Raw genomic sequence first — 23141 nt, 5'->3', positions numbered from 1 at the left:
TGCTACACGGATAAATTTGAATCTGATGCAGAGCTAAGGGCACCTGTAACAACGTCATGGCCTACAGTTCCTGAAGCATCAAAGCGACGCTCCACCATCTCAAACTGACCATCTTTCCTCACCCTTAAAACTGTACTTGAACGCGTTCCATAAGCAGGAGTTTTAATAAACGCTGGTGAGAGTGCTTTCTCCCATTCGCGACTAACCCCCGTGCTTGGAAGTTCGTTATCACTGGCGTGATGGGTGTCTGCTAATAGCTTTAAATACGGATCTGCATTTTTAAGTTGTCCTTGATCCATTGCCAAAGCCTGAGCAAATGCGGCTACACGATGATTTACTTTGGGCCACGGGGTATCAAGCATGGCATTGGATAAACCATAAACTCCTGGCTCTAACGTCTGCTGTGGAAAAACTTTGCGTGGACGAATACTTTGCCCCATCATCATGCGGTTGCTAACCCAATGCATTTCGGCATTTGCTGGGTCACTTAAATCCGCCATCAAAAGATTAAAACCGTTGTATTGCTGAAAGCGTTTTGCATTGCCTTGGATAAATTCAGAGGGGCGCTCATTGCCAGTGAGATACATCAAAGATAGTTCACCACGCGTTCTAGAATCGGGATTTTTTTCGCTAGGCGCTCGAACATTCGTTAAGGCTGCAAATTTTCCTGTCTTGGTAAATCCCAGCCAGGTTCCAGGACTACCCAATACATCAGCACGATCTCTGCCAGCTAAAACATGGGGATGTTCAGACCACCATGAAACGCCATCGGTATTGCGCTCATAAAACTCATCACGGTTCGCTGCTACCACCAGTGAATATTCTGGGTGAGAATTCCAAGCGAAGAGAATAAGGCACATAAGGGTTATTAAATTTCGAGCAAAGGGTAGGGCAATAAATCTATTTTTAACACAGGTCCTTCAGCGCTACCAAGATGAATTTCCCCATTCTCAAGCGCCTCTAACTTGCACTCAATTTGAAGGTCAATGCGCTCCTTATGCCCTGGAGAATGTGCAGATAAAACAACCATTCCTGCTGGCTGGGAGGGGTCATTGGAGTGGAAAAGTTCAGCGCCCGGCACGGCCAATTTTTCATCTGAACTACTTCTATCTATATGGGCAATTTGCAGTCGACGCTTGATGGCGCCACGATATTGGCTACGAGCAACGATTTCTTGGCCTGGATAACACCCTTTTTTAAAATCAACGCCGGCCACAGATTCAAAATTAATCATTTGGGGAACAAATTGCTCCTGTGTTACTTGAACAATTCTAGGGATAGCACTTAAGACCTCAAGCTCATTCCATGCTTCAAGCAGTTCACTAGAATCGAGTGCACTCGATTGCTTATCAACGGGCATTGCAAACAAAAGACGTGCAACCGATTGATTGCTTGCCAAAACATCGGGCATGCGTAAGGCTATAGCGCTAGGATCTAGCTTAAATTCGACAACCTGATTCTCAGAACCATGCAGCCCAGAAATAATCCAATCCTCGGTTACATCGGTAACTTTTACCTTTGAGCGCAATACAAACATGGATAAGCGTTTTGCTGTACTTGCGGCAATATCTTTCGAAATAAATAAAGCAAAGCAATCTTCGTCGTTCTCGTCAGATGGAAACAGTCCGAGCCATGCGCTTGCAAGCAATCTCCCTTTAGGGCTGCAATAACCTACTAGGCGGACACCCGAAAAATTTTGGGCCATTTGACCGGGAAGGGTGCGGTTAAGCCCCAAAACTGAATTTGTTAATTGATTTTGTAAAAAGCTTGCAGCATCTGGGCCCTCAACCTGGATCAATCCCCACTGCGGCAAATTGCAGGGTAGGGAAGTAAGGTTATTTAGCCAGTTTTGCTCAATTTTTGGGGTATTTATCATGACCCTTTTATCATAGCCTGATGAGCAGAAAAATTCAGAGCAGATCTCTATTTATTGAGAAAAAGTCAAAAGATCGAGGTCTCAAGTATTGGTTTGCCCTTCTGTTAATCTTCCTAGGTCTAATTTATGGCGGTATTTTTTTACTGCCAGTGGTGCCCAACACTCCCAATGTCGATAGCGCACCTGTTTATAAAGTGAAGATTAATCCGAATTCAAGCCTTTCTAGCATTGCCGATCAGTTGGGTGAGCAAGGCTTATCGATCAATAAATTCACTATCCAGGTTGGCGCTAGAAGTATTTTCGTGGGATCAAAACTAAAGCCTGGCACCTATATGTTTCCAGTAGGAGGGAGCCTCGGAAAAGTGTTACTGCAAATAGCACGCGGTGACCGAGTGAGGGAAAGTATTGCGATTATTCCGGGTATGTCTATCTGGCAACTGCGGAGCATCATCGATATGCACCCAGCTCTCATCCATCAAACCAAGGGTATGAGCAATAAGAATTTGCTGCAATCCCTCAATCTTAGCTACCCCAGTGATGAAGGACTTTTTCTTCCTGATACCTATATATTTGACCCAGATGAACCGGATTTAAATATTTATCGCCGAGCCGCACAAGCCATGCAAAAGCAGCTAAACCAGGCTTGGGAACAAAAGGAGCCTGGGCTTCCCTTAAAAACACCCTATGAACTCTTAATTCTGTCTTCCATCGTCGAAAAGGAAACTGGCCGCGTAAGCGATCGGGATATGATTTCTGCGGTATTTATAAATAGACTCAATAAAGGAATGCCTCTTCAAACCGATCCTACGGTTATCTACGGAATAGGCTCTAAATTTGATGGAAATTTGCGGAAAGCGGATTTACGCAAAGACACTGCCTACAATACCTATATGCATAAAGGTTTACCTCCTAGCCCCATCGCAATGCCCAGTAAGGACTCTATTTTGGCAGCTGCACATCCTGCTAAAAGCGAGGCCTTATTTTTCGTAGCCAAGGGTGATGGTAGTAGTCACTTTTCTCAAAGCTTAAAAGAGCATGAGTCTGCAGTAGATCGGTATCAACGCAAAATTGCGCCTGGAAAGGGCGCCAACTAAATTCATTTGACTATGACATCAGCACAAAACGGATATTTCATTAGTTTCGAAGGTATCGATGGCGCAGGAAAGAGTACGCACGTCGACGCCTTTAGAAATTTGATGCAAGAGCGCTACCCAAACAAGGAGGTAGTGATGACACGTGAACCTGGTGGTACTGGTTTGGGCGAGCAATTGCGCAATCTACTTTTAGATGCCCCCATGAATTTGGAAACTGAGGCCTTATTAATGTTTGCTGCACGTCGTGAACATATTGCACAGGTCATTGAGCCAGCGCTGTCGGCAGGAAAGATTGTTATTTCAGATCGCTTTACAGATGCTAGCTTCGCCTACCAAGGCGGTGGTCGCGGCTTGAGCTTAGCAAAGTTAAATGAATTAGAGCGCTGGGTTCAGGGTCGCCCTGATGGTTCACTTTTGCAACCCAACTTAACGATCCTATTTGACTTACCTGGAGAGGTTGCAGAGGCACGACGCTCCAAGGTTCGTGCCCCAGATAAATTTGAAAAGATGGATCTAGATTTTTTCGAAAGAGTTCGTCAGGAATACTTGAGAAGAGCCAAGGATGATTCATTACGCTTTCATCTAGTCGATGCAACGAAAACCCCCGAAGCTATTTGGGACGGTCTGAAACTTATTCAGATTGCGATTTAAGTGAAGCAAGATAATCTGATGGCGCCTTGGCTTAAGCCTTTATGGGAAAGCTTGGATTTTGCCAACTTTCCCAATGCGATTTTGCTGCATGGCCAGTCTGGTATCGGTAAGTTTGCGTTTTCTGTGGAGCTTGCAAAGGCACTTCTTTGCGAGAATTCAAATGCAGCAATAAAACCCTGTAATCAATGCGAAGCCTGCCACTGGTTTGATACGGGCAACCATCCGGACTTTATTGCTTTAGTTCCTGAAACGCATCGAAAGCTCCTACCTCACGCTGATTATGAAGGTGACGACGCACCTAAAAGAGGTAAAGCGGCACGTGATGATGATAGTGATTCAAGCGAAAAAAAGGAGAAGAAAAATATCTCCATTGAAGAAACCCGTCATGCCATAGAAAATCTTTCCATTGGCTCACATCGCGGTGGTAATCGTGTGATATTGATTTATCCCTTAGAAATGTTGCGCACGGACTCCGCTAACACTTTATTAAAATCTCTAGAAGAACCTCCAGCCAACACCATCTTTATATTGTTAGCCGATCGTGTTGATCGCGTCTTACCTACTATTAGATCGCGCTGCCGACTTCTGACTGCACCACGCCCTGATCGTGAGCAAGGATTGGCTTGGCTAAAAACCCAGGTGAATAATATTAACGGCCTAAAAGTGAATGATGGGGATGTCGAGACCATTTACGATGAGCAGGGTGGGGCGCCATTCTCAGTGTTGAGCTCTTTGATCGCAAGACACAATAAAGATGAGAAGGATGAGCTCACGCTATCAATTCAGGCATCACGCTACTTATTGCAATCGATGGCTCAGGGTGCGGGAATGAATTGGCTAGATGCAGCTGAGAAGACATACAAGGCTCAATACGGCTTTCTTTTGGCAAGCATGCAACGCTGGATCTCAGATTTGCAGTCAGTTGCCCAAGGTGGTGCACCACGTTATTACCCAAAGCACATATCTACCCTTCAGGGCCTTTCAAAAGGAGTAAACGTTCAAAAAATGCTCCAGCTATGGAAGTCTCTGGTACAGGCTCGTCGCCATGAAAATCATCCTCTAGCCAGCCGCATCCAGTTAGAAGCATTGCTTTCTCAATACCAGCAGATTTTTGGCTCATAGAATTAACTCAGGCAGTCTAAAATAACGAGTCATGTTCATAGACTCCCATTGCCACCTCGATTTCCCGGAATTTCAATCCCGTTTACCGGAAGTATTGAGCAATATGCAGTCGGCCAAAGTAAGTCACGCTTTGTGTGTATCGGTTGATTTGCCGGACTTTCCTAACGTACTTAAATTAGCGCAAGATCATCCCAACCTCTTTGCGTCTGTTGGCGTTCATCCTGATTACGAAGACACCCCTGAACCTACCTTTGATTTTCTGGTTGAGACGGCTTTGAAGCATCCTAAAATCGTTGCAATTGGCGAAACAGGACTTGATTACTACCGGATGGGTGATCGCAGTTATGAGTCCATGGAATGGCAACGAGCGCGGTTTAGAACCCATATCAGAGCTTCCATTGCATCTAAGAGGCCTCTCATCATCCATACAAGAGCTGCTTCTGAGGACACCATCAAAATCCTCAAAGAGGAGGGCGCCCAACAAATTGGTGGGGTGATGCATTGCTTTACTGAATCCTACGATGTTGCAAAGGCGGCCATGGATATGGGGTTTTTTATCTCTTTTTCGGGTATTGTGACCTTCAAAAGCGCTAAAGAACTCCAAGAAACCTGTAAACAGGTGCCCCTGGATAGAATGCTCATTGAGACAGATTCACCTTATTTGGCACCCATCCCATATCGCGGCAAGACAAATGAGCCTGCATGGGTATCTAAAGTCGGTGAATATATTGCCAATCTCAAAGGTGTATCCATTGAAGACCTGGCTAATCAAACTTCAAGTAATTTTTATGAATGTTTTCATATAGATAGGAAATTTTCATGAGAAATAAGATTAAGATAATTATCTGCATGCTTGGTGTTTTATTTAGCCTAAACAACTTCGCTTTAGCCCAATCAGATGCTGATATTGCTGATTTCGCCAAAGCAGCTAAATTTAACGATGTTTCTACCGTTAGATCTCTGGTTTCTAAAGGTGTTAGCCCGAATTCAATCGATGCCAAAGGTGAATTAATGCTGAATCTAGCAATTAAGGACAAGTCTGTGGATGTCATCACGTTTCTAGTGACTAATAAGGCTACTGATGTGGATATTTCCAATAAATTCGGCGAAACACCACTCATGATTGCATCCATTGAGGGCAATTTAGTCCTTGTAAAGAGCCTCATACAGGTACAAAAAGCTCAAATTAATCACATAGGGTGGACTCCATTGCATTACGCATGTTCAAGGGGTCACCTTGACGTTGCCCAGTATTTGCTCGCCAACGGAGCTATTGTTGATGCTCCTAGTCCTGGCAATACAACGCCTCTAATGATGGCGGTTCAGTCTGGAAATGAAGCATTGGTTAAGTTATTGCTAGATAAAGGGGCCGATCTGCAGGTACTTAACTCACAAGGATTTACAGCAATTGATATTGCACTCATTTACGAGAAGCCATGGATTGCAGAAGGCTTAAGTTCACGCTGGCAGAAGCTTTATAAGCAGCCTTATGTGGCGCCTAAGGTTCTTGGTCAGCCTAAATCCTGATATGCCTATCTGCGTATAATCATTATTATGTCAAATAAGATAAATTTGTAATCCAACCCACTCAAGAACGATCATGCTTAGCCTTTTTCAAAATACTGACCTTCCTAGCTTTGGAACCCTATTCAATGAGATCAATACAGATATGGGCAATGGTCAGATCTGGGTGATTGTCGTAAGTGCATGCCTGATGCTGGCTGTTCATGCGGTTGCTGTTCTGGGCATTGCTGGTGCATTTCATGCTATCGATCAAGTCATGACGAGACGGCGCATTGTTGGAGCAAGCTTTCTGTCGTATTTCGCAGCCATACTCTTAGTTATTACTATCCATTTAGCTGAAATCGTAGTCTGGGCCTACATTTGCGTAGCCTTAAAGGTGTTCCCAACCAACCCGCAAACCTTTTACTTTGCCGGTGAAATGTATACGACTGTTGGATATGGTGATTACAAGTTATCAGAGCAGTGGCGTATTCTGCCCATCATCATCTCTTTTTCAGGGATTTTTGCAGTATCAATGTCAGGTGCCGCCCTGTACACAATGATGGGTGCACTGCTAGGACACAATAATCAAAACCCGAGATCGGGATCTGGTTTTTAGAATTAAGGCGTAACTACAGTTGCAATAGGGTTCTTTTGCTTGAAAACAAGCTCTAGTACCCTTCCATTTGATTCTTGAGAGCGAATGCGCCCTGGTAGCCACTCAAGGTCTTTTGCAAGCCAGATGTCTACCTGGCGCTTGTAAGGGTCATTTTCTCGTTGCATTAAGGCGTAATGACGATTTACAGCCTTGCCTAGGCTGGGAATATCCTCTGAAGTCACCTCACCATAGCTCTTAAAGTTCCACATCTCTAGGGTGTTGTAGTCAACCACCGGAATTTGCCGAATAGACCCTGCCTCATCCAATTTGCTATCCCCATTTAATAATGAGGCTAGCTGGAACATTAAGCTGAAACGATCTTGGGTTCCAGGCAATATTTCCGGAGTGAACTCAGGTTTCTCGGAGAAGAACATCTGCCCTCGCCCACTTTCATTTCGATCGAAGCGTGAATAACGAGGGGTTTTTGTGCCCCGTTGTGACCAATAGAGAATTGGTGCTATTCCATAGGAATCAACCGAGCCACGAGATTCAAAAACAAACGGGCCAACAAATGCATACGGGATGTTGATATAGAGTCGATAGGTATTGCCATCAACCCTCCATTCGATCTCACCGGTTTGATACTTTTGACCATCCACGTAAGAGTCGTAATAAATGATGCCTGACTCGGGTAATTTGAAAGCTACGCCCGCCTGATTGGAGTCGCCACCCTGCTGACCGGTTGCAGTTGAATTTAAGTCTTCAACCACGTTGGATGATTCAGTTTTTTTTGGAATCTTCCTGGGGGCTTTTGTAATTTGAATCTTCTTTGGGGGATCTACTTTTAGTTCGGTCCTAATGATTAAGTCATCTGCGATTGGCGCAGGTGCAGAAAAAGAAATAAAAGGAAGTCCAAAAAAAAGAGTGAGATGCCCTAATACCGATAGCAGCAAAGCTGCAAGAATGATTCTGAAGGAATATGTCTTGGGCGGATGAAATGAATTACACCGCCCTATTCTCAAGCTCAGATCAGACCTTCTAGAAGGCGACTATTCTTAGGTAAATTAGCTGCGAGGAAGTCCATTTGGTCCGCCAAAATGTTGCGCCCTTTTAGAATCATGTCTTCATAGAGGCTGGGTAAATATGGCGTATACAACAGGGACATGCCAGCCTGCTCTGGAGTGCGATTGCCTTTATGTTGATTGCAAGGCCTGCAGGAGATAACCAAGTTCATCCAACTGTATTTACCACCGCGACTATTGGGAATGATGTGCTCGGCTTCAGCTTGGTTTTCGTGTATAGCATCGCCACAATAGGCGCATAGTCCACGATCACGCTTAAACAGTTTATGTTTTGTAATTACGGGAACCACATCAAAAAGATTTATCTTGGCACTTCCCTTTACCGCAATGATGGAGTGCAACTCGATAATGGATTGTTTACCGGTGGATCTTGAAATGCCACCGCGCATCTGAAAAATGGGGTCACCTAAAGTCCACAAAACGCTACTATCTGCATATTGTTTGGTGGCTTCTTCTGCATTAACCCAGCCCTGGGGAATTCCACCTGCGTCTAATTTCAAGATGCTCAGCACAAACTCTCCTTTCTAGACAGCGCAAATGAGCGGCAGTCGTTTCGATCATCTTACAGAAGAAGCGGGCAGCAATCAATCCACTATCAAGAGATGAAATTCAGAACTTTGGGTAAATGAACTGGGTAATCTGAAATACCATGGTCACCTCCTTCAAGTACCAGCTGCTCTGAACCCTTGTAGAAATCAACCATTTCTTGCCAATCAAGGAGCTCGTCACCTTTTGCGGCGATTAGAAAGTAACGCGACGGGATACTAATCTCTTCAACCTGTAGCGCCTTTAGTTCATCAATATATTCTGGGCGGAAATCGTAGGGCTCGTTGGTATCGTATGAGGTCAACATTCCAACTTGCGGCGCCAACTCTTTTGGCGCTCTAACTGCCGGATTAAGAATGACAGCTTTACAGCCAAATTTCTCGGCCAAGTAGTTGGTGTAGTAGCCACCCAAAGAAGAGCCGATAACCACCAAATGATCATGTGTTGATGCTTCAATATACTGTGTCACCATATCCATGCTGGCCTTTGGTGAAGCTAACAACTGAGGGCAATACCACTCAATTTGATTCTCTAATGTGGATAAGGCTTTTACTGCATCCCCCGTCAAGACCGCTTTACTCGATCTTGGGGAGGAGCGAAAACCATGCAAATAAACTACTAAAGTTGAAGACATAGGATTAGCTTATGCCTTTTGTCCAATTTCAAAGTTTGCAAGCTTCTCTAAAGCGCGCACCATTGCTGAGTGATCCCAGGCTTTACCGCCATGAGCTGCACATGAATTAAATAATTCCTGTGCCGTAGCCGTATTGGGTAATGAAACACCCAAAGCTCTAGCGCTATTGAGAGCGAGGTTCAAATCTTTTTGATGCAATTCAATTCTGAAACCGGGATCAAAAGTACGCTTGACCATTCTCTCGCCATGGACCTCCAAGATCTTAGAGCTTGCAAAACCACCCATTAAAGCCTGCCGTACTTTTGCAGGGTCAGCGCCAGCTTTAGAGGCAAACAAGAGCGCTTCTGCTACAGCTTCAATATTCAGGGCAACAATGATTTGGTTAGCTACCTTAGCCGTTTGACCATCTCCATTGCTACCTACGAGATTAATATTTTTGCCCATCAATTCAAATACAGGCTTCACCTTCTCAAAAACACCCTCATCTCCACCAACCATAATAGAAAGGGTTGCATTTTTTGCGCCAAGCTCGCCGCCTGAAACCGGAGCATCCAAGTAATCGCAGCCCAATGCGTTTATTTTCTTAGCAAACTCTTTAGTAGAAATTGGTGATATGGAGCTCATATCAACAACAATCTTCCCTTTGGTAAGGCCAGATGCTATTCCGTTGTCACCAAACAGCACCTTCTCAACATCAGGAGTGTCTGGGACCATAGTAAAAATAATGTCGGCTTTGCTAGCAACTTCTTGAGGTGAAGAGCATTGCACTGCAGATGAAGACGCTAGTCCTTCCGGAACTTTGCTGCGAGTGTTGATAAACACTTCGTGCCCTGCATTGACTAAATGGCCTGCCATGGGCGCACCCATTATTCCCAAACCAACAAATCCTAGCTTTAATTGCTTACTCATAATGTTTCCGTATTGTTATTTATTTAGATTTTTAATCCAGCCTAATCCTGCTTCAGTATTGGATGCTGGTTTGTATTCGCAACCAATCCAGCCTTGATACCCAATGCTATCGATGAACTCAAATAGATGCGGATAATTAATTTCTCCAGTACCTGGCTCATTTCTGCCAGGGTTATCCGCCAATTGAATGTGTGCAATTTTAGAAAGATTGGTTTCTATAGTTTTGCAGAGCTCACCTTCCATACGCTGGGCATGGTAGATGTCATACTGAATAAATAAATTATCTGAGCCCACTTCTTTCAGGATATCTAAGGCCTGCTGCGTTCTAGATAAATAAAAGCCTGGAATATCGAATGTATTGATTGGCTCAATGAGAAGTTTAATATTGACTTCTTTTAAAGCATCGGCTGCATAACGTAAGTTTGAAATAAATGTTTTATGCAATAACTCTAAATCAGCACCGGCGGGAATTTTTCCGGCTAAACAATTTAACTGCTTAACATCAAGCGCTTTTGCATACTGAATAGCTTTAGCAACGCCCTCCTGAAATTCTGCAACACGATCTGGCAAACAGGCAATGCCGCGTTCACCCTCATCCCAATCACCAGCAGGTAAATTATGAAGAACTAATTTGAGTTTATTTTGCTCTAGCTTTTGCTTGATATCTTCAGTAGAGAAGGCATAAGGAAAGAGAAATTCCACAGCCTGAAATCCAGACTTCGCTGCTTTTTCAAAACGCTCCATAAATGGCACTTCATTAAAAAGCATCGTGAGATTGGCGGCGAATTGGGGCATTTAAATTCCTTGTAGACAAAATAAGGCAAAACAATGTGATGTGAGATATTAACAAAAGATAACTATTTAAGCCTCATCAACGATTATCTGACTTTATGGGCCAAATTAGCTCTCAAAATAGGCTAAGATTGAATTTAGTACCTTTTACATACAAGGAAAATAATGAATACTAAATATGCTCCGATTGCTTTGATTATTGCCACCCTTTTTATTGGATCCTCTTCGGCTTTTGCTCAATCTACGCCAGCGGCCAAGCCTACAGTGATCGATGCTGCTGTAACTGATAATCGTTACCAGCTTTATGAAGGCGAAGTAGTGAAGATCGACAAGAAGACACGCACTATTACCTTTAAAAATAAGGAGGGCGAATCTAAGTTTGTTGCCGGTCCTGACATCACCAACTTTGCACAGATCAAAAAAGGCGATCGAGTTAGTGTAAGTTATGAACTCGCTGTAGCTATTGAGTTAATTAAGACTAAGAGCGATGGTGTTCGCTCAAAAGTTGAAACCAACACGGTAACCAAATCTAAGGCCGATGAAAAGCCATCTGAGACGATCACCAATAAAACAACCATCATTGCCGATATTGTTGAAGTGAATCGCGAGAAAAAACTAGTTTCCGTTAAGGGCCCTAGCGGCAAAATCACCACTGTTGCAGTTAAGAACCCTGCTCTGTTGGCGGATATCAATGTTGGCGAGCAAGTGAAAGTGATTTACTTTGACGCAATGGCTGCATCTATTAGCACGCCTAAGAAGTAATCTACTTGACCTGACCTTTGTAGAGTCAAAGGTCAGGATTACTCTGCTTCGGCAAAAAGTAAACTACTCAGCAGAGCTTTTTGTAAGCGACCTTCTCATGACGCTACGCATTTTTTGATCCCCCTCAACCATGAGCTTTAATCTAGTTTCACTGACCAACACAGCCATTTTTGCGTTGTATTGCTCACGGCGCAGAAGTTCTACTAGTACCCCAGTTAATAAGGTATATGAGAGATAAACAAATAAGGTGGTTACATCCCTTTGGTCGACCACTGAAAGCGCCCCAAAAGGCTCCATAAAGAAAAAGATTAGTAATGGGGCACTCAAGGCAAGCGTAAGGAGCGCCGGGAAGATACCAAAAAAATACGCAATCACAATGGTATTAATTTGAAAGAAAAATAGAGGTAAAGATCCGCCTAATAAGGGGTGAAGGATGTAGCGTAGAGAAAAGGCGATTAAAACCCCAAAAACTGCGACTAAATAACCATGGCGTTTATTGGAGCACCAGCGTTTTGCGTTTAAGTTATGTCTCATCTTTATTTACCTATTTCGGTGTATCCTAACCCATCTCTTTGAATAAGCCCATATTTCGATGTTAGAGCCAGTTATTTCTCACTCCAAGCAGGATCTCACCATTCTTATCCCCGGCCTTAATGGCAGCGGCTTAGAGCTTGGACAACTACCCCGCTTTCTTGAGGTCGCCGGTCATGATGTTTTGATTCCAGAGATTCCAGGTTTTTTGTTTGGAGGTCCCGCAAGCAAATATGGTGGCTGGGTTCAGGAACTCCATCAAATTATTGACGCGCAGAAGGAAATCTACTCGACAGTTAATTTGGCGGGAATTAGCATGGGCGCTACATTGGCAACCCTAGTGGCTACGCAAAGAACGGATATCTCTTCTCTAGTGCTAATGTCGCCTGTTCTTAAATATGATGGCTGGTCTGTGCCGTTTTATAGACCCATTCTCGATTTTTTCTATTTTTTTGGCGTGCGCAAATGGGAATACTCGGAGCGAGAGCCTTTTGGTGTCAAGAATATTGATTTGCGTCGCCGCATTAGCGAAAAGTTTAAAACCTCCAAAGTCTCTGAGGTAGGTGCAGCCTCAATTTCAGCGCGCCATCTTCATGAGGCCAAGGGTCTTATGTCTAGCGCCAAAAATAACCTACAAAATCTTACATGTAGATTGCTCTTAATTCAGTCCGTGGAGGACGACACATGTTCAGTATGGTCAGCAGAAGAAATTCTTGAGCACTGCAGGTCAGAGGTACGTCGCGTTATATGGCTGGGAAATAGCTACCATATTGTCACAATCGATAACGAGCGTGAAATTGTTTTGAACGAAGTGTTGAACTTCATCGCACAAACTAGCGCAGTTGAACGGCATCAATTTGCTCCAGCAACCAGTGAAAACCGCAAAGTTCTTAAATTAAGAGCTGGCTACGAATAGAAAAAGCCCCCGATTAAGGGGGCTTTTAATTTGTCTTGGCGGAACGGACGGGACTCGAACCCGCGACCCTCGGCGTGACAGGCCGATATTCTAACCAACTGAACTACCGCTCCAAATACATCGCGTAACACAACATCATACAACTTTACTTCTACCAGAAGAATCTGGCGTCCCCAGGGGGATTCGAACCCCCGTACTCACCGTGAAAGGGTGATGTCCTAGGCCTCTAGACGATGGGGACTTGGACTACTACGTAAAACTATTTTAAATGCTTGGTGGAGATAAGCGGGATCGAACCGCTGACCTCTTGCATGCCATGCAAGCGCTCTCCCAGCTGAGCTATACCCCCGAAATCCCGCAATAAAACTACAACACATCTAAAACAATCCAAGATTTTATCCTATTTTTGTGCAGTTGCGCAAATTCTCTATTGGATAACCTTGGAAAGCCTTTTGACAGCTTCTTCCTTGCCCAAAACAACCAATACGGAATCAATGGCTGGGGTCTGCGTAGTGGCAAATAATGCGTATCGAACTGGCATTGCTAATGCTGGCATTTTGATTTGGTACTTTGCCAATATTTGCTTAAAAACAGCCGCATAAGCTTCTTTAGTCGGCTCAGCAGTTGAAATAGCTTCAACCAAATCCTTCAATGCAGGAATAACTGCTTCGGCAATATTTTCTTTGATTTGCTCTGGGCTTAAATTGGGAGCGGGCAAATAGAACAGCTTAGCCCCTTCTGCAATTTCAATCAAAGTATTTGCGCGATCTTTTAATAAACCAACTACCTGAACAAAGTCTGGGCCGGATTCTGTGTCAATGCCCATCTGATGAGCAAATGGCTTAGTTGCAGCTGCTAGTTTGGTTGGTTCCGAATTCTGAATATATTGATGGTTTAACCAAAGTAATTTTTCTGGATTATGTTGCGCTGGTGAGCGACCTAAACTTTCCAAATCAAACCAGTCGACAAATTGCTCTTTAGTGAATACCTCAGCATCGCCATGAGACCAGCCTAAACGTGCCAGGTAATTCAGGATTGCATCAGGTAGGTAACCTGCCTTTTGATAATCTCTCACACTCATCGCACCGTTACGCTTGCTCATTTTTTCACCGGCATCATTGAGGACGGTCGGCAAATGGGCATAGACAGGCGGGGTTCCACCAAGCGCCTTCATGATGTTAATTTGTCTTGGGGTGTTATTGACGTGGTCATCACCCCGAATAACGTGGGTGATGTTCATATCCATGTCATCAATCACTACGCAAAAGTTATAGGTAGGCGTTCCGTCTGGTCTAGCAATAACCAAATCATCCAACTCATCATTGCTAATTTCTATTTGACCTTTGACGGCGTCATTCCAAATTACTGACCCACCAATAGGATTCTTAAAACGGATTACTGGGTTTACACCTTCGGGAACAGGCGGCAATGTTTTGCCAGGCTCAGGTCTCCAAAGTCCGTTATAGCGCGGCTTTTCTTTATTTGCCATTTGCTGATCACGGAGTTTATTGAGCTCTTCTTCGCTCATGTAGCACGGATAGGCCAATCCAGAATCCAGCATTTGTTTTACTACTTCACGATATCGATCAATACGCTGCATCTGATAGATCGGACCTTCATCCAAATCAAGGCCGAGCCACGCCATTCCTTCGATGATGACGTCTACTGCTTCCTGCGATGAACGCTCAAGGTCAGTATCCTCAATCCGAAGAATGAAGTCGCCTTGATTGTGGCGTGCAAAGGCCCATGGATACAGAGCGCTGCGAAGATTTCCCAGATGAATAAAGCCCGTGGGACTTGGGGCGAAACGTGTACGAATATGCATAAATCACATTATCTCAGGTCAGGCTTACTGTGACTAAAACCGAAAAAAAGTGGATACTTTGCCCTATGAATGAATTAATAGTCTTTATGTGCGATGGCGCCCCAGTTCGTGGGGAAATTGTGTCAATTGGAAGTGCCTGGCAGGCTGTTCTAGAGCGTCGTAATGACCCCCCTGCCGTCCGTCGGATACTAGGCGACTTCGTTGGTGCAGCTACCCTTCTAAGTGCCAGCCTTAAATTTGATGGGACCCTAATCATTCAAGCGCAAAGCAAGGGTCCTATACAGCTTCTGGTTGTGGAATGTAAGTCTGACTTGTCCATGAGGGCTACAGTCAAGCTTTCAGTAGACCCCTCTGAAATAATGCCCGACGCAACCTTGGCCGATCTACTGGATGTTAGCGGCAGCGGAAGATTGGTGATCACCTTAGATCCAGCAGACCGTGAGCCAGGACAGGCACCCTACCAAGGCATCGTAGCGCTACAAGATCATCAAGGTGCAGTCATTAAGCCGGTCACCAGCGCTGCAGAGGCTATAGCCCTGTATATGCAAAACTCCGAACAATTAGACACACGCATTTGGCTTACTTCCAGCGATACCCATGTTGGCGGCTTATTGCTACAGCGTTTACCAAATTCTGGGGGTCATGCACATCTAGATCCGCAGGTTGCTGCTGAAGGCTGGTCACGTATTCAAACGCTTGGTGAAACAATTACTGATGAAGAGCTGTTAACGCTTCCACCAGAGACTATTTTGAGGCGTTTATTTTTAGAAGAGTCCGCCGAAAACGGTGTACGCAGCTTCCCTGCTCGCCCAATTCGTTTTGCTTGTAGATGTTCACGTACTAAGGTTGCGGATATCTTGCGAATGCTTGGTGAAGAAGAGGTTCAAGGCATTCTTGCAGAGCAAGGAGCCGTGGAAACCGTCTGTGATTTCTGTGCAAAACCATACCGCTTTGATGCGGTTGATTGCCTGCAGGTATTTAAAACTGATTTATTGAGTGATGCTACAAGGCCGCCATCTAGCGGTCATTAAAAAGTTACTGTTTTGTGGCTTGGGAAGTTGATGTCTTATCCGCTGGCAAGATTTGTACGAAAAACTCACCTTCTTTAATTAGGCCATGCTCAACACGGGCCCGCTCTTCGATAGCTCGAGTGCCATCTTTCAGATCTTTAACATCGCCAGATAGCTTGGCATTACGAAGAGCCAACAGACTATTTTTAGCCTCTTGAAGCTCTACCTGACGCTCCATCTCGTAAACCTTTAGCCATCCACCCTTACCCAGCCAAAGTGGGTACTGGATTGCTAATAGCAATACCAGCATGGAGTAGATGACGATCCGCATAAGCTATTAAGAACTCTGAGTTAGCGTTTGAGGTTATAGAAAACAGATTTACCTGGATAAGTTGCCACATCACCCAGATCTTCTTCAATACGCAACAGTTGGTTATATTTAGCAATGCGATCAGAGCGAGATAAAGAACCGGTTTTAATTTGACCTGCGTTGGTGCCAACAGCAATATCTGCAATGGTGCTGTCTTCGGTCTCGCCAGAGCGATGGGAAATCACAGCAGTGTAGTTTGCGCGCTTAGCCATCTCAATAGCAGCAAACGTTTCTGTCAGAGTGCCAATCTGATTAATCTTAATCAGAATAGAGTTGGCAATGCCTTTGTCTATTCCCTCTTGGAGGATGCGGGTGTTTGTAACAAATAAATCATCACCAACCAATTGAATTTTCTTGCCAAGCTTTTTGGTAATGTCAGCCCAACCATCCCAGTCACCTTCATGCATGCCATCCTCAATCGAAACGATTGGGAACTGGTCTGTCAAGTTACCAAGGTAATCAGAGAACTCGCTTGAGCTTAATTGGAGACCTTCGCCTGACAAGTGATATTTGCCATCTTTGTAGAACTCACTAGCAGCGCAATCTAGGGCCAATAGAACATCTTCGCCTGCCGTATAGCCTGCACCCTCAATTGCTTTCATGATGGTCTGCAAACATTCGTGATTGCTCTTGAAGTTTGGCGCAAAACCACCCTCATCACCAACAGTAGTCGGCATACCTTGAGCACCTAAGATCTTTTTGAGCTCATGGAAAATCTCTGCTCCACAACGGAGTGCGTCACGGAAGTTTTCAGCTCCAACTGGCATCACCATGAATTCTTGAATATCCAAACTGTTATTGGCATGAGCACCGCCATTCACGATATTCATCATAGGTACTGGCAACTGCATACCGCCAGAGCCGCCAAAATAACGATATAAAGGCAGGCCCGCTTCTTCAGCTGCAGCTCTAGCAACAGCCATAGAAACAGCAAGCGTTGCATTAGCACCTAAGCGTGCTTTGTTATGAGTGCCATCCAATTCAATCAGGGTGCGATCAAGAAAAGCTTGTTCACTCGCATCAAGTCCAAGAATGGATTCTGCAATCTCAATATTGATGTTTTGAACAGCCTTAAGGACACCTTTACCCAAGTAACGTGTCTTGTCTCCATCGCGCAACTCAATTGCCTCACGAGATCCTGTGGAAGCTCCAGAAGGTACGGCCGCACGACCCATAACGCCTGACTCAAGCAAAACATCGCACTCAACCGTTGGGTTGCCGCGTGAATCCAGAACTTCTCTACCGATGATGTCAACAATGGCGCTCATGCACCTTCTCCTTAAAACAATATGAAATGGGTTGTAATAATTTACTTAAAGCTGTCTTCTAAAAAACTTCCCGATGATTTAACGGCGCTGTCGATAGCTACCAAAGACTCAAGCAGATCTTTCATGCGATCCAAAGGAACAGCGTTCGGTCCATCGGATAATGCTTTTGCTGGATCAGGATGGGTTTCCATAAATAGGCCGCTAATGCCGACTGCTACAGCAGCACGCGCCAAAACGGGTACGAATTCACGTTGACCGCCGCTAGAGTTGCCTTGACCTCCAGGCAATTGAACTGAATGAGTAGCATCAAATACTACTGGCGCGTTAGATTCCCGCAGAATTGCCAAGCTACGCATATCTGAAACCAGGTTGTTGTAGCCAAAGGAGGCGCCACGTTCGCAAACCATAAATTGATCTGGAAGATTTTTTTCGGCTGCAGCTACTCGGGCCTTCTCAATAACATTCAGCATCTCGTGCGGCGAAAGAAACTGACCCTTTTTAAAATTCACGGGCTTGCCACTTTGAGCGCAGGCACGAATGAAGTCGGTTTGTCTGCATAAAAATGCCGGGGTCTGCAATACATCTACAACGCTAGCTACGGCAGCAATTTCACTGATGTCATGAACATCCGTAAGCACCGGAACATTAACTTGCTTTTTAACCTTAGCCAAAATCTCTAAGCCCTTATCCATACCTAAACCACGGAAAGACGTTCCTGATGAACGATTGGCCTTATCAAACGATGACTTGTAGATAAAGGGGATCTTCAGAGCAGCAGTAATTTCTTTCAATTGACCCGCAATATCAATAGCAGATTGCTCTGATTCGATGACGCATGGGCCGGCAATTAAAAAGAAGCGTTGATCGAGACCAATGTCAAAGCCACACAGCTTAAATGCACTCATATTCTTCCTTTATGCAGCCTGCTTTTCAGCAGCTTTTTGGTGCTCAAGTGCAGCGCTAATAAATGCTGAGAACAAAGGGTGACCATCCCGTGGGGTCGAAGTAAATTCAGGGTGAAACTGCACGCCAAAGAACCAAGGATGCATAGATGCAGGTAATTCCATCATCTCCGGCAACTCTTCATTAGGGGTTCTAGCTGAAATAATCAAACCAGACTTCTCTAGCAGAGGCACATAGGTGTTATTAACCTCATAACGATGACGATGACGCTCGTTTACCTCGGGACCGTAAATACGATGCGCCAAGGTACCAGCCTTAACGGGACAGCGTTGCGAACCAAGACGCATAGTGCCGCCTAAATCAGAGTCGTTAGTGCGCTTTTCAACCTTACCTTCTCTATCAAGCCATTCAGTTATCAAAGCAACAACAGGCTGTTCGGTCTGAGGGGCGAATTCGGTACTATTAGCTTTTGTGAGGTTCGCTACATGGCGTGCAAATTCAATCACAGCCAATTGCATACCCAAACAAATTCCCAAGTAAGGAACATTGTTTTCACGCGCATAACGAATGGCGGCAATTTTTCCTTCAGTACCGCGCTTACCAAAGCCACCGGGAACCAGAATAGCGTCGAGATTTTGCAAGCAATCGATGCCATCTTTTTCAATGACTTCGGAATCGATGTAATTAATATTGACGCGGGTATGCGTATGAATGCCGGCGTGACGCAAGGCTTCAATAAGTGATTTGTAAGACTCTGTTAGCTCCACATATTTACCAACCATACCAATGGTCACTTCATGTTGTGGATTTGCCATTTCATAAACTAGATTAGCCCACACAGAAAGATCTGCCGGCTTCGCTTTTAGATCTAGTTGGCGGCAAATTAAATCATCCATGCCTTGGGCTTGGAGCATTTCAGGAATCTTATATATCGTATCTACATCCCAAACTGAAATCACCGCTTCTTCACGAACGTTAGAGAACAAAGAAATCTTTGCACGCTCATCTTCAGGAATTGGTCGGTCAGCACGACAGAGCAATACTGTCGGCATGATGCCAATTTCACGAAGCTTCTGAACAGAGTGTTGCGTTGGTTTCGTTTTTAACTCACCGGCGCTATGGATATAAGGCACGAGAGTCAAATGAACAAAAGCGCAATCATGCAAAGGTAGTCGCAAGCTCATCTGTCTTGCAGCCTCTAAGAACGGTAGTGATTCGATATCACCAACGGTACCGCCGATTTCGCAAATAGCAACATCTGCTTTGCCATCATGACTAGCTTTAGCGCCGCGCTCTACAAAAGCTTGGATTTCATTTGTAATGTGCGGAATAACTTGCACTGTTTTTCCAAGATATTCACCGCGACGCTCTTTGCTGATAACTGACTCATAAATCTGGCCAGTGGTGAAATTATTGCTTTTGCGCATCTTTGCAGAAACAAAGCGCTCATAGTGACCCAAGTCTAAATCGGTCTCAGCACCATCTTCGGTTACAAAAACCTCTCCGTGCTGGAGCGGGCTCATAGTGCCCGGGTCAACGTTGATATAAGGGTCTAATTTTAGGAGGGTGACTTTCAGGCCGCGGGATTCAAGAATCGCGGCAAGCGAGGCAGCTGCGATTCCTTTCCCTAAAGAAGAAACCACACCACCAGTGACAAAAACGTATTTGGTCATCGCTTAAGCTCTGTTGGAAAAAGTAATTATAACGATAGCCATCAGGGGCGGGGGAATTTCAAAATCGTTAATATAGGATCTTATCCACCCAAATCTAATGATTTAATACCTATGCGCCTTTTATTTGCGATATTAATCACTATTCTCTCCCTCTTTTATTTCCTCCCTTTTGCTATTGCATTTCACAAAAAAAGGGCAAATACAGGGGCTATTTTTGCCTTAAACCTGTTTTTAGGATGGTCCCTGATTGGCTGGGTAGTGGCACTGGTTTGGGCCCTCAAAGAAGAGCAAGTTGTGTAATTGACCCATTTTTCAGGTCATGGGTCTAAATAAAGCCCTAATTTCGGTTAATTTGCCGATTTTTTAGGGTTTAAACTCTTATATAAGACTTGATTTAGCAACTATAATTTGGCAAAACGGGAGAGAATTCCCTTTTGGCCTTTCTATTGATCACCTTTACCTCATAGGAAACATAATGTTAGAAGCCTATAACGCCCTAGCCGCTGAACGCGCAGCCCTCGGTATTCCAGCCCTGCCCTTAACCAAGGATCAAACATCTGAACTGGTGAAGTTGCTGAAAAACCCACCTGCTGGTAAGGAAGCTGAGCTACTTGAATTAATCACCAACCGCGTTCCTGCTGGTGTTGACGATGCAGCTAAAGTTAAAGCTGAGTTCTTAGATGCTGTTGCCAAAGGTACAGAAAAATCCCCATTAATTTCCCGCGTACGTGCTACTGAACTTTTGGGCACGATGCTTGGTGGTTACAACATCAAACCTTTAGTAGAGCTTTTATCTGACTCCGAGTGCGGTGTTGCTGCTGCAGAAGCGCTCAAGAAAACACTCTTGATGTTTGATTATTTCAATGACGTCCAAGAGCTTGCTGAAAAAGGCAATGCAAATGCTAAAGCGGTAATGCAAAGTTGGGCCAATGCGGACTGGTTTACTAGCCGCCCTGCAGTTCCAGAATTCATGAAGTTAACTGTTTTCAAGGTAACCGGTGAAACCAATACCGACGACCTTTCTCCTGCGCCAGACGCATGGAGCCGCCCTGATATTCCGCTGCACGCAACCATCATGCTCAAGAACCCCCGTCCTGGCATTGAGCCAGATGAGAGTGGTGTTCGTGGTCCGATGAGGCAAATCGCTGCTCTCCAGAAAAAAGGCAATCAAATTGCCTACGTTGGAGACGTAGTTGGTACAGGCTCATCACGTAAATCTGCAACAAACTCTGTTCTCTGGTGGACAGGTCAAGATATTCCATTCGTACCCAACAAGCGTTTTGGTGGTGTGTGCTTAGGCACCAATATTGCCCCGATCTTCTTCAACACAATGGAAGATTCAGGAGCATTGCCAATCGAATTAGATGTTTCTCAAATGAATATGGGTGATGAGATTGAACTTCGCCCGTACGAAGGAAAAGTATTTAAAAACGGCAAGGAAATCACCAGCTTTACATTGAAGTCGCCGGTCATTCTGGATGAAGTACGCGCTGGCGGACGTATCCCTTTAATCGTTGGTCGTGGCTTAACCGCTAAAGCTCGTGCTGCCTTGGGCTTGCCTGCTTCTACTGAATTCCGTTTACCGGTTAATCCAGTCGACAACAAGAAGGGCTTTAGCTTGGCTCAGAAGATGGTTGGCCGAGCATGCGGCTTACCAGAAGGACAAGGCGTACGTCCTGGTACTTATTGCGAGCCGCATATGACTACTGTTGGCTCGCAAGACACAACAGGCCCAATGACGCGCGATGAATTGAAAGACTTGGCTTGCCTTGGTTTCTCTTCCGATCTCGTAATGCAGTCGTTCTGTCATACCTCAGCTTATCCAAAGCCTGTAGACATCCGAACTCAACATGAGTTGCCGCCATTCATGACGAATCGTGGTGGTGTTGCCTTGCGACCAGGTGATGGCGTGATCCATAGCTGGTTGAACCGCTTACTACTCCCGGATACCTGTGGAACTGGTGGCGATAGCCATACTCGTTTCCCAATCGGCATTTCCTTCCCGGCTGGTTCAGGACTAGTTGCTTTCGCAGCCGCTACAGGCGTGATGCCATTGGATATGCCTGAGTCTGTATTGGTGCGCTTTAAAGGCAAGATGCAGCCTGGCATCACTTTACGTGATCTAGTAAATGCCATCCCTTTATATGCAATCAAAAAAGGTCTGTTGACCGTCGAGAAACAAGGCAAGAAGAATATTTTCTCTGGCCGCATTCTTGAAATTGAAGGTCTGCCTGACCTGAAAGTTGAGCAAGCATTTGAATTGTCTGATGCCTCTGCTGAACGTTCCGCTGGCGGCTGTACTGTTCACTTGAACAAAGAGCCAATTATTGAATACATGACATCAAATATCACCTTGATGAAGTGGATGATTGCTAATGGTTATGAAGATAAGCGTACGCTTGGTCGCCGTATCAAAGCCATGGAAGCTTGGATTGCTAATCCACAACTTCTGAAAGCTGATGCGGATGCTGACTATGCAGAGATTATTGAAATCAATATCGATGAAATCAAAGAGCCTATCCTTGCATGCCCTAACGATCCGGATGATGTGAAAGTATTGTCTGAAGTAGCAGGCGACAAGATTGATGAAGTGTTTATTGGCTCATGCATGACCAATATTGGTCACTTCCGTGCAGCTGGTCAGGTTTTACAAGGCAAGAAAGATATGCCAACCCGTTTATGGGTAGCGCCACCAACCAAGATGGATGCCATGGTCTTGATGGAAGAAGGCTACTACGGTATGTTAGGCGCAGCTGGTGCCCGTATGGAAAGCCCAGGCTGCTCACTTTGCATGGGTAACCAAGCACAGATCCGTAAGGGTTCAACAGCTGTATCGACTTCTACTCGTAACTTCCCTAACCGTCTTGGTATCGACACTCGCGTGTATTTGGCTTCTGCTGAATTGGCTTCGGTTGCCGCCCTCTTGGGTCGCCTACCTACACCTGCTGAGTATTTAGAGCAAGTGAAGGCACTCGATGCTAAAGCTGGTGATGTTTATAAATACATGAGTTTTGATAAGCTCAAGTCATTTAGCGATGTTGCAGATACTGTGACTTTGTAATACGCAATACCCTCA

24 protein-coding genes and 3 tRNA genes are annotated in these 23141 nt (G+C 44.9%); 11 read left to right on the top strand and 16 right to left on the bottom strand.

Translation table 11 applies throughout. The annotated features are described in order from the left end of the window. Positions 1-2: 2 nt before the first annotated feature. Together ICV90_RS05315 and ICV90_RS05310 are read right to left on the bottom strand one after the other, a co-directional pair. Positions 3-860 (bottom strand): NRDE family protein, encoded by an 858-nt coding sequence (locus ICV90_RS05315; protein ID WP_215356799.1) that lies wholly within the window; start codon positions 858-860, stop codon positions 3-5. An 8-nt stretch (positions 861-868) separates the two neighbouring features. Beyond that, positions 869-1876, bottom strand: coding sequence for a folate-binding protein YgfZ (locus tag ICV90_RS05310; RefSeq protein WP_215356798.1), 1008 nt, complete (start codon positions 1874-1876; stop codon positions 869-871). Between the two features lie 20 nt (positions 1877-1896). Between ICV90_RS05310 and mltG the strand changes: the two genes are divergently transcribed. The 6 genes from mltG to ICV90_RS05280 all read left to right on the top strand — a co-directional run bounded on the left by mltG (position 1897) and on the right by ICV90_RS05280 (position 6865). Beyond that, the gene (gene mltG, locus ICV90_RS05305) at positions 1897-2970 is read left to right on the top strand and encodes an endolytic transglycosylase MltG (protein ID WP_215356797.1); all 1074 of its coding nucleotides are present in this window, start codon (positions 1897-1899) and stop codon (positions 2968-2970) included. A gap of 12 nt (positions 2971-2982) precedes the next feature. Further along, the gene (gene tmk / locus ICV90_RS05300) at positions 2983-3621 is read left to right on the top strand and encodes a dTMP kinase (RefSeq protein WP_215356796.1); all 639 of its coding nucleotides are present in this window, start codon (positions 2983-2985) and stop codon (positions 3619-3621) included. Continuing rightward, entirely contained in the window at positions 3622-4743 is a 1122-nt protein-coding gene (locus ICV90_RS05295; protein ID WP_215356795.1) for a DNA polymerase III subunit delta', read from the top strand. It begins immediately after the preceding gene. 31 nt (positions 4744-4774) lie between these two features. Beyond that, the gene (locus ICV90_RS05290; protein ID WP_215356794.1) at positions 4775-5566 is read left to right on the top strand and encodes a TatD family hydrolase; all 792 of its coding nucleotides are present in this window, start codon (positions 4775-4777) and stop codon (positions 5564-5566) included. Further along, positions 5563-6270, top strand: coding sequence for an ankyrin repeat domain-containing protein (locus tag ICV90_RS05285; RefSeq protein ID WP_215356793.1), 708 nt, complete (start codon positions 5563-5565; stop codon positions 6268-6270). Before ICV90_RS05290 ends, ICV90_RS05285 begins: the two co-directional genes overlap by 4 nt. Positions 6271-6343: 73 nt before the next feature. Continuing rightward, the gene (locus ICV90_RS05280) at positions 6344-6865 is read left to right on the top strand and encodes an ion channel (protein ID WP_215356792.1); all 522 of its coding nucleotides are present in this window, start codon (positions 6344-6346) and stop codon (positions 6863-6865) included. 2 nt (positions 6866-6867) lie between these two features. On the opposite strand, the gene ICV90_RS05275 is transcribed toward ICV90_RS05280, so the two are convergent. The 5 genes from ICV90_RS05275 to hyi form a co-directional block, all read right to left on the bottom strand. After that, positions 6868-7614, bottom strand: a complete 747-nt coding sequence (locus ICV90_RS05275) for a DUF3108 domain-containing protein (protein WP_251367695.1) — start codon at positions 7612-7614, stop codon at positions 6868-6870. A 254-nt stretch (positions 7615-7868) separates the two neighbouring features. After that, positions 7869-8438: an HNH endonuclease gene (locus ICV90_RS05270; protein ID WP_371743812.1), complete on the bottom strand. Its 570-nt coding sequence runs from the start codon at positions 8436-8438 to the stop codon at positions 7869-7871. Positions 8439-8521: 83 nt separating this feature from the next. Continuing rightward, positions 8522-9106 carry a YqiA/YcfP family alpha/beta fold hydrolase gene (locus tag ICV90_RS05265; RefSeq protein ID WP_215356791.1) on the bottom strand — a complete coding sequence of 195 codons (585 nt, stop codon included), beginning with the start codon at positions 9104-9106 and terminating at the stop codon, positions 8522-8524. 9 nt (positions 9107-9115) lie between these two features. Beyond that, the gene (gene glxR / locus ICV90_RS05260) at positions 9116-10015 is read right to left on the bottom strand and encodes a 2-hydroxy-3-oxopropionate reductase (RefSeq protein WP_371743811.1); all 900 of its coding nucleotides are present in this window, start codon (positions 10013-10015) and stop codon (positions 9116-9118) included. Between the two features lie 15 nt (positions 10016-10030). Further along, positions 10031-10810 (bottom strand): hydroxypyruvate isomerase, encoded by a 780-nt coding sequence (gene hyi / locus ICV90_RS05255; RefSeq protein ID WP_215356790.1) that lies wholly within the window; start codon positions 10808-10810, stop codon positions 10031-10033. Between the two features lie 162 nt (positions 10811-10972). On the opposite strand from hyi, the gene ICV90_RS05250 reads away from it, so the two are divergent. Continuing rightward, positions 10973-11569 (top strand): hypothetical protein, encoded by a 597-nt coding sequence (locus ICV90_RS05250; RefSeq protein ID WP_215356789.1) that lies wholly within the window; start codon positions 10973-10975, stop codon positions 11567-11569. A 63-nt stretch (positions 11570-11632) separates the two neighbouring features. Here the strand turns inward: ICV90_RS05250 and ICV90_RS05245 are convergent, their stop codons facing one another. Further along, a complete protein-coding gene (locus tag ICV90_RS05245) occupies positions 11633-12103 on the bottom strand; it encodes a DUF4118 domain-containing protein (RefSeq protein WP_215356788.1) in 471 nt (156 codons plus the stop codon). 58 nt (positions 12104-12161) lie between these two features. On the opposite strand from ICV90_RS05245, the gene ICV90_RS05240 reads away from it, so the two are divergent. Beyond that, complete coding sequence (locus ICV90_RS05240) at positions 12162-13016, top strand: carboxylesterase (RefSeq protein WP_215356787.1); 855 nt, start codon at positions 12162-12164, stop codon at positions 13014-13016. A 36-nt stretch (positions 13017-13052) separates the two neighbouring features. On the opposite strand, the gene ICV90_RS05235 is transcribed toward ICV90_RS05240, so the two are convergent. The 4 genes from ICV90_RS05235 to gltX form a co-directional block, all read right to left on the bottom strand. Then, a tRNA-Asp gene (locus ICV90_RS05235) sits at positions 13053-13129 on the bottom strand. A gap of 52 nt (positions 13130-13181) precedes the next feature. After that, positions 13182-13257: transfer RNA gene (locus ICV90_RS05230), tRNA-Glu, on the bottom strand. 32 nt (positions 13258-13289) lie between these two features. After that, positions 13290-13365 (bottom strand) — tRNA-Ala (locus tag ICV90_RS05225). A 78-nt stretch (positions 13366-13443) separates the two neighbouring features. Next, positions 13444-14841 (bottom strand): glutamate--tRNA ligase, encoded by a 1398-nt coding sequence (gene gltX, locus ICV90_RS05220; protein ID WP_215356786.1) that lies wholly within the window; start codon positions 14839-14841, stop codon positions 13444-13446. Positions 14842-14906: 65 nt separating this feature from the next. Here gltX and ICV90_RS05215 point away from each other — a divergent pair, with 65 nt between their 5' ends. Next, positions 14907-15872 (top strand): Hsp33 family molecular chaperone HslO, encoded by a 966-nt coding sequence (locus ICV90_RS05215; RefSeq protein ID WP_215356785.1) that lies wholly within the window; start codon positions 14907-14909, stop codon positions 15870-15872. A gap of 4 nt (positions 15873-15876) precedes the next feature. Here the strand turns inward: ICV90_RS05215 and ftsB are convergent, their stop codons facing one another. The 4 genes from ftsB to ICV90_RS05195 are packed head-to-tail and all read right to left on the bottom strand — an operon-like array spanning position 15877 to position 20065. After that, on the bottom strand, positions 15877-16182 hold the full coding sequence (gene ftsB / locus ICV90_RS05210) for a cell division protein FtsB (RefSeq protein WP_215356784.1): 306 nt from the start codon (positions 16180-16182) through the stop codon (positions 15877-15879). Positions 16183-16202: 20 nt separating this feature from the next. Next, positions 16203-17489, bottom strand: a complete 1287-nt coding sequence (gene eno / locus ICV90_RS05205) for a phosphopyruvate hydratase (protein WP_215322172.1) — start codon at positions 17487-17489, stop codon at positions 16203-16205. 41 nt (positions 17490-17530) lie between these two features. Further along, positions 17531-18394, bottom strand: a complete 864-nt coding sequence (gene kdsA / locus ICV90_RS05200) for a 3-deoxy-8-phosphooctulonate synthase (RefSeq protein WP_215356783.1) — start codon at positions 18392-18394, stop codon at positions 17531-17533. Positions 18395-18403: 9 nt separating this feature from the next. After that, positions 18404-20065 (bottom strand): CTP synthase, encoded by a 1662-nt coding sequence (locus ICV90_RS05195; RefSeq protein ID WP_215356782.1) that lies wholly within the window; start codon positions 20063-20065, stop codon positions 18404-18406. A 111-nt stretch (positions 20066-20176) separates the two neighbouring features. On the opposite strand from ICV90_RS05195, the gene ICV90_RS05190 reads away from it, so the two are divergent. Together ICV90_RS05190 and ICV90_RS05185 are read left to right on the top strand one after the other, a co-directional pair. After that, positions 20177-20365, top strand: coding sequence for a superinfection immunity protein (locus tag ICV90_RS05190; protein ID WP_215356781.1), 189 nt, complete (start codon positions 20177-20179; stop codon positions 20363-20365). Between the two features lie 175 nt (positions 20366-20540). Further along, positions 20541-23126 carry a bifunctional aconitate hydratase 2/2-methylisocitrate dehydratase gene (locus tag ICV90_RS05185; protein ID WP_215356780.1) on the top strand — a complete coding sequence of 862 codons (2586 nt, stop codon included), beginning with the start codon at positions 20541-20543 and terminating at the stop codon, positions 23124-23126. Positions 23127-23141: the final 15 nt, after the last annotated feature.

This window comes from Polynucleobacter sp. JS-JIR-II-b4, from assembly GCF_018687815.1.
Taxonomy (GTDB): domain Bacteria; phylum Pseudomonadota; class Gammaproteobacteria; order Burkholderiales; family Burkholderiaceae; genus Polynucleobacter.
The sequence above is the reverse complement of the archived record's forward strand: the minus strand, read 5'-3'. Positions and strand labels throughout refer to the sequence as shown.

Coding starts and splice junctions, on each gene's coding strand:
- ICV90_RS05315 (WP_215356799.1), bottom strand. CDS start 860: ATGTGCCTTATTCTCTTCGCTTGGAATTCTCACCCAGAATATTCACTG.
- ICV90_RS05310 (WP_215356798.1), bottom strand. CDS start 1,876: ATGATAAATACCCCAAAAATTGAGCAAAACTGGCTAAATAACCTTACT.
- mltG (WP_215356797.1), top strand. CDS start 1,897: ATGAGCAGAAAAATTCAGAGCAGATCTCTATTTATTGAGAAAAAGTCA.
- tmk (WP_215356796.1), top strand. CDS start 2,983: ATGACATCAGCACAAAACGGATATTTCATTAGTTTCGAAGGTATCGAT.
- ICV90_RS05290 (WP_215356794.1), top strand. CDS start 4,775: ATGTTCATAGACTCCCATTGCCACCTCGATTTCCCGGAATTTCAATCC.
- ICV90_RS05285 (WP_215356793.1), top strand. CDS start 5,563: ATGAGAAATAAGATTAAGATAATTATCTGCATGCTTGGTGTTTTATTT.
- ICV90_RS05280 (WP_215356792.1), top strand. CDS start 6,344: ATGCTTAGCCTTTTTCAAAATACTGACCTTCCTAGCTTTGGAACCCTA.
- ICV90_RS05265 (WP_215356791.1), bottom strand. CDS start 9,106: ATGTCTTCAACTTTAGTAGTTTATTTGCATGGTTTTCGCTCCTCCCCA.
- glxR (WP_371743811.1), bottom strand. CDS start 10,015: ATGAGTAAGCAATTAAAGCTAGGATTTGTTGGTTTGGGAATAATGGGT.
- hyi (WP_215356790.1), bottom strand. CDS start 10,810: ATGCCCCAATTCGCCGCCAATCTCACGATGCTTTTTAATGAAGTGCCA.
- ICV90_RS05250 (WP_215356789.1), top strand. CDS start 10,973: ATGAATACTAAATATGCTCCGATTGCTTTGATTATTGCCACCCTTTTT.
- ICV90_RS05245 (WP_215356788.1), bottom strand. CDS start 12,103: ATGAGACATAACTTAAACGCAAAACGCTGGTGCTCCAATAAACGCCAT.
- ICV90_RS05240 (WP_215356787.1), top strand. CDS start 12,162: ATGTTAGAGCCAGTTATTTCTCACTCCAAGCAGGATCTCACCATTCTT.
- gltX (WP_215356786.1), bottom strand. CDS start 14,841: ATGCATATTCGTACACGTTTCGCCCCAAGTCCCACGGGCTTTATTCAT.
- ICV90_RS05215 (WP_215356785.1), top strand. CDS start 14,907: ATGAATGAATTAATAGTCTTTATGTGCGATGGCGCCCCAGTTCGTGGG.
- ftsB (WP_215356784.1), bottom strand. CDS start 16,182: ATGCGGATCGTCATCTACTCCATGCTGGTATTGCTATTAGCAATCCAG.
- eno (WP_215322172.1), bottom strand. CDS start 17,489: ATGAGCGCCATTGTTGACATCATCGGTAGAGAAGTTCTGGATTCACGC.
- kdsA (WP_215356783.1), bottom strand. CDS start 18,394: ATGAGTGCATTTAAGCTGTGTGGCTTTGACATTGGTCTCGATCAACGC.
- ICV90_RS05195 (WP_215356782.1), bottom strand. CDS start 20,065: ATGACCAAATACGTTTTTGTCACTGGTGGTGTGGTTTCTTCTTTAGGG.
- ICV90_RS05190 (WP_215356781.1), top strand. CDS start 20,177: ATGCGCCTTTTATTTGCGATATTAATCACTATTCTCTCCCTCTTTTAT.
- ICV90_RS05185 (WP_215356780.1), top strand. CDS start 20,541: ATGTTAGAAGCCTATAACGCCCTAGCCGCTGAACGCGCAGCCCTCGGT.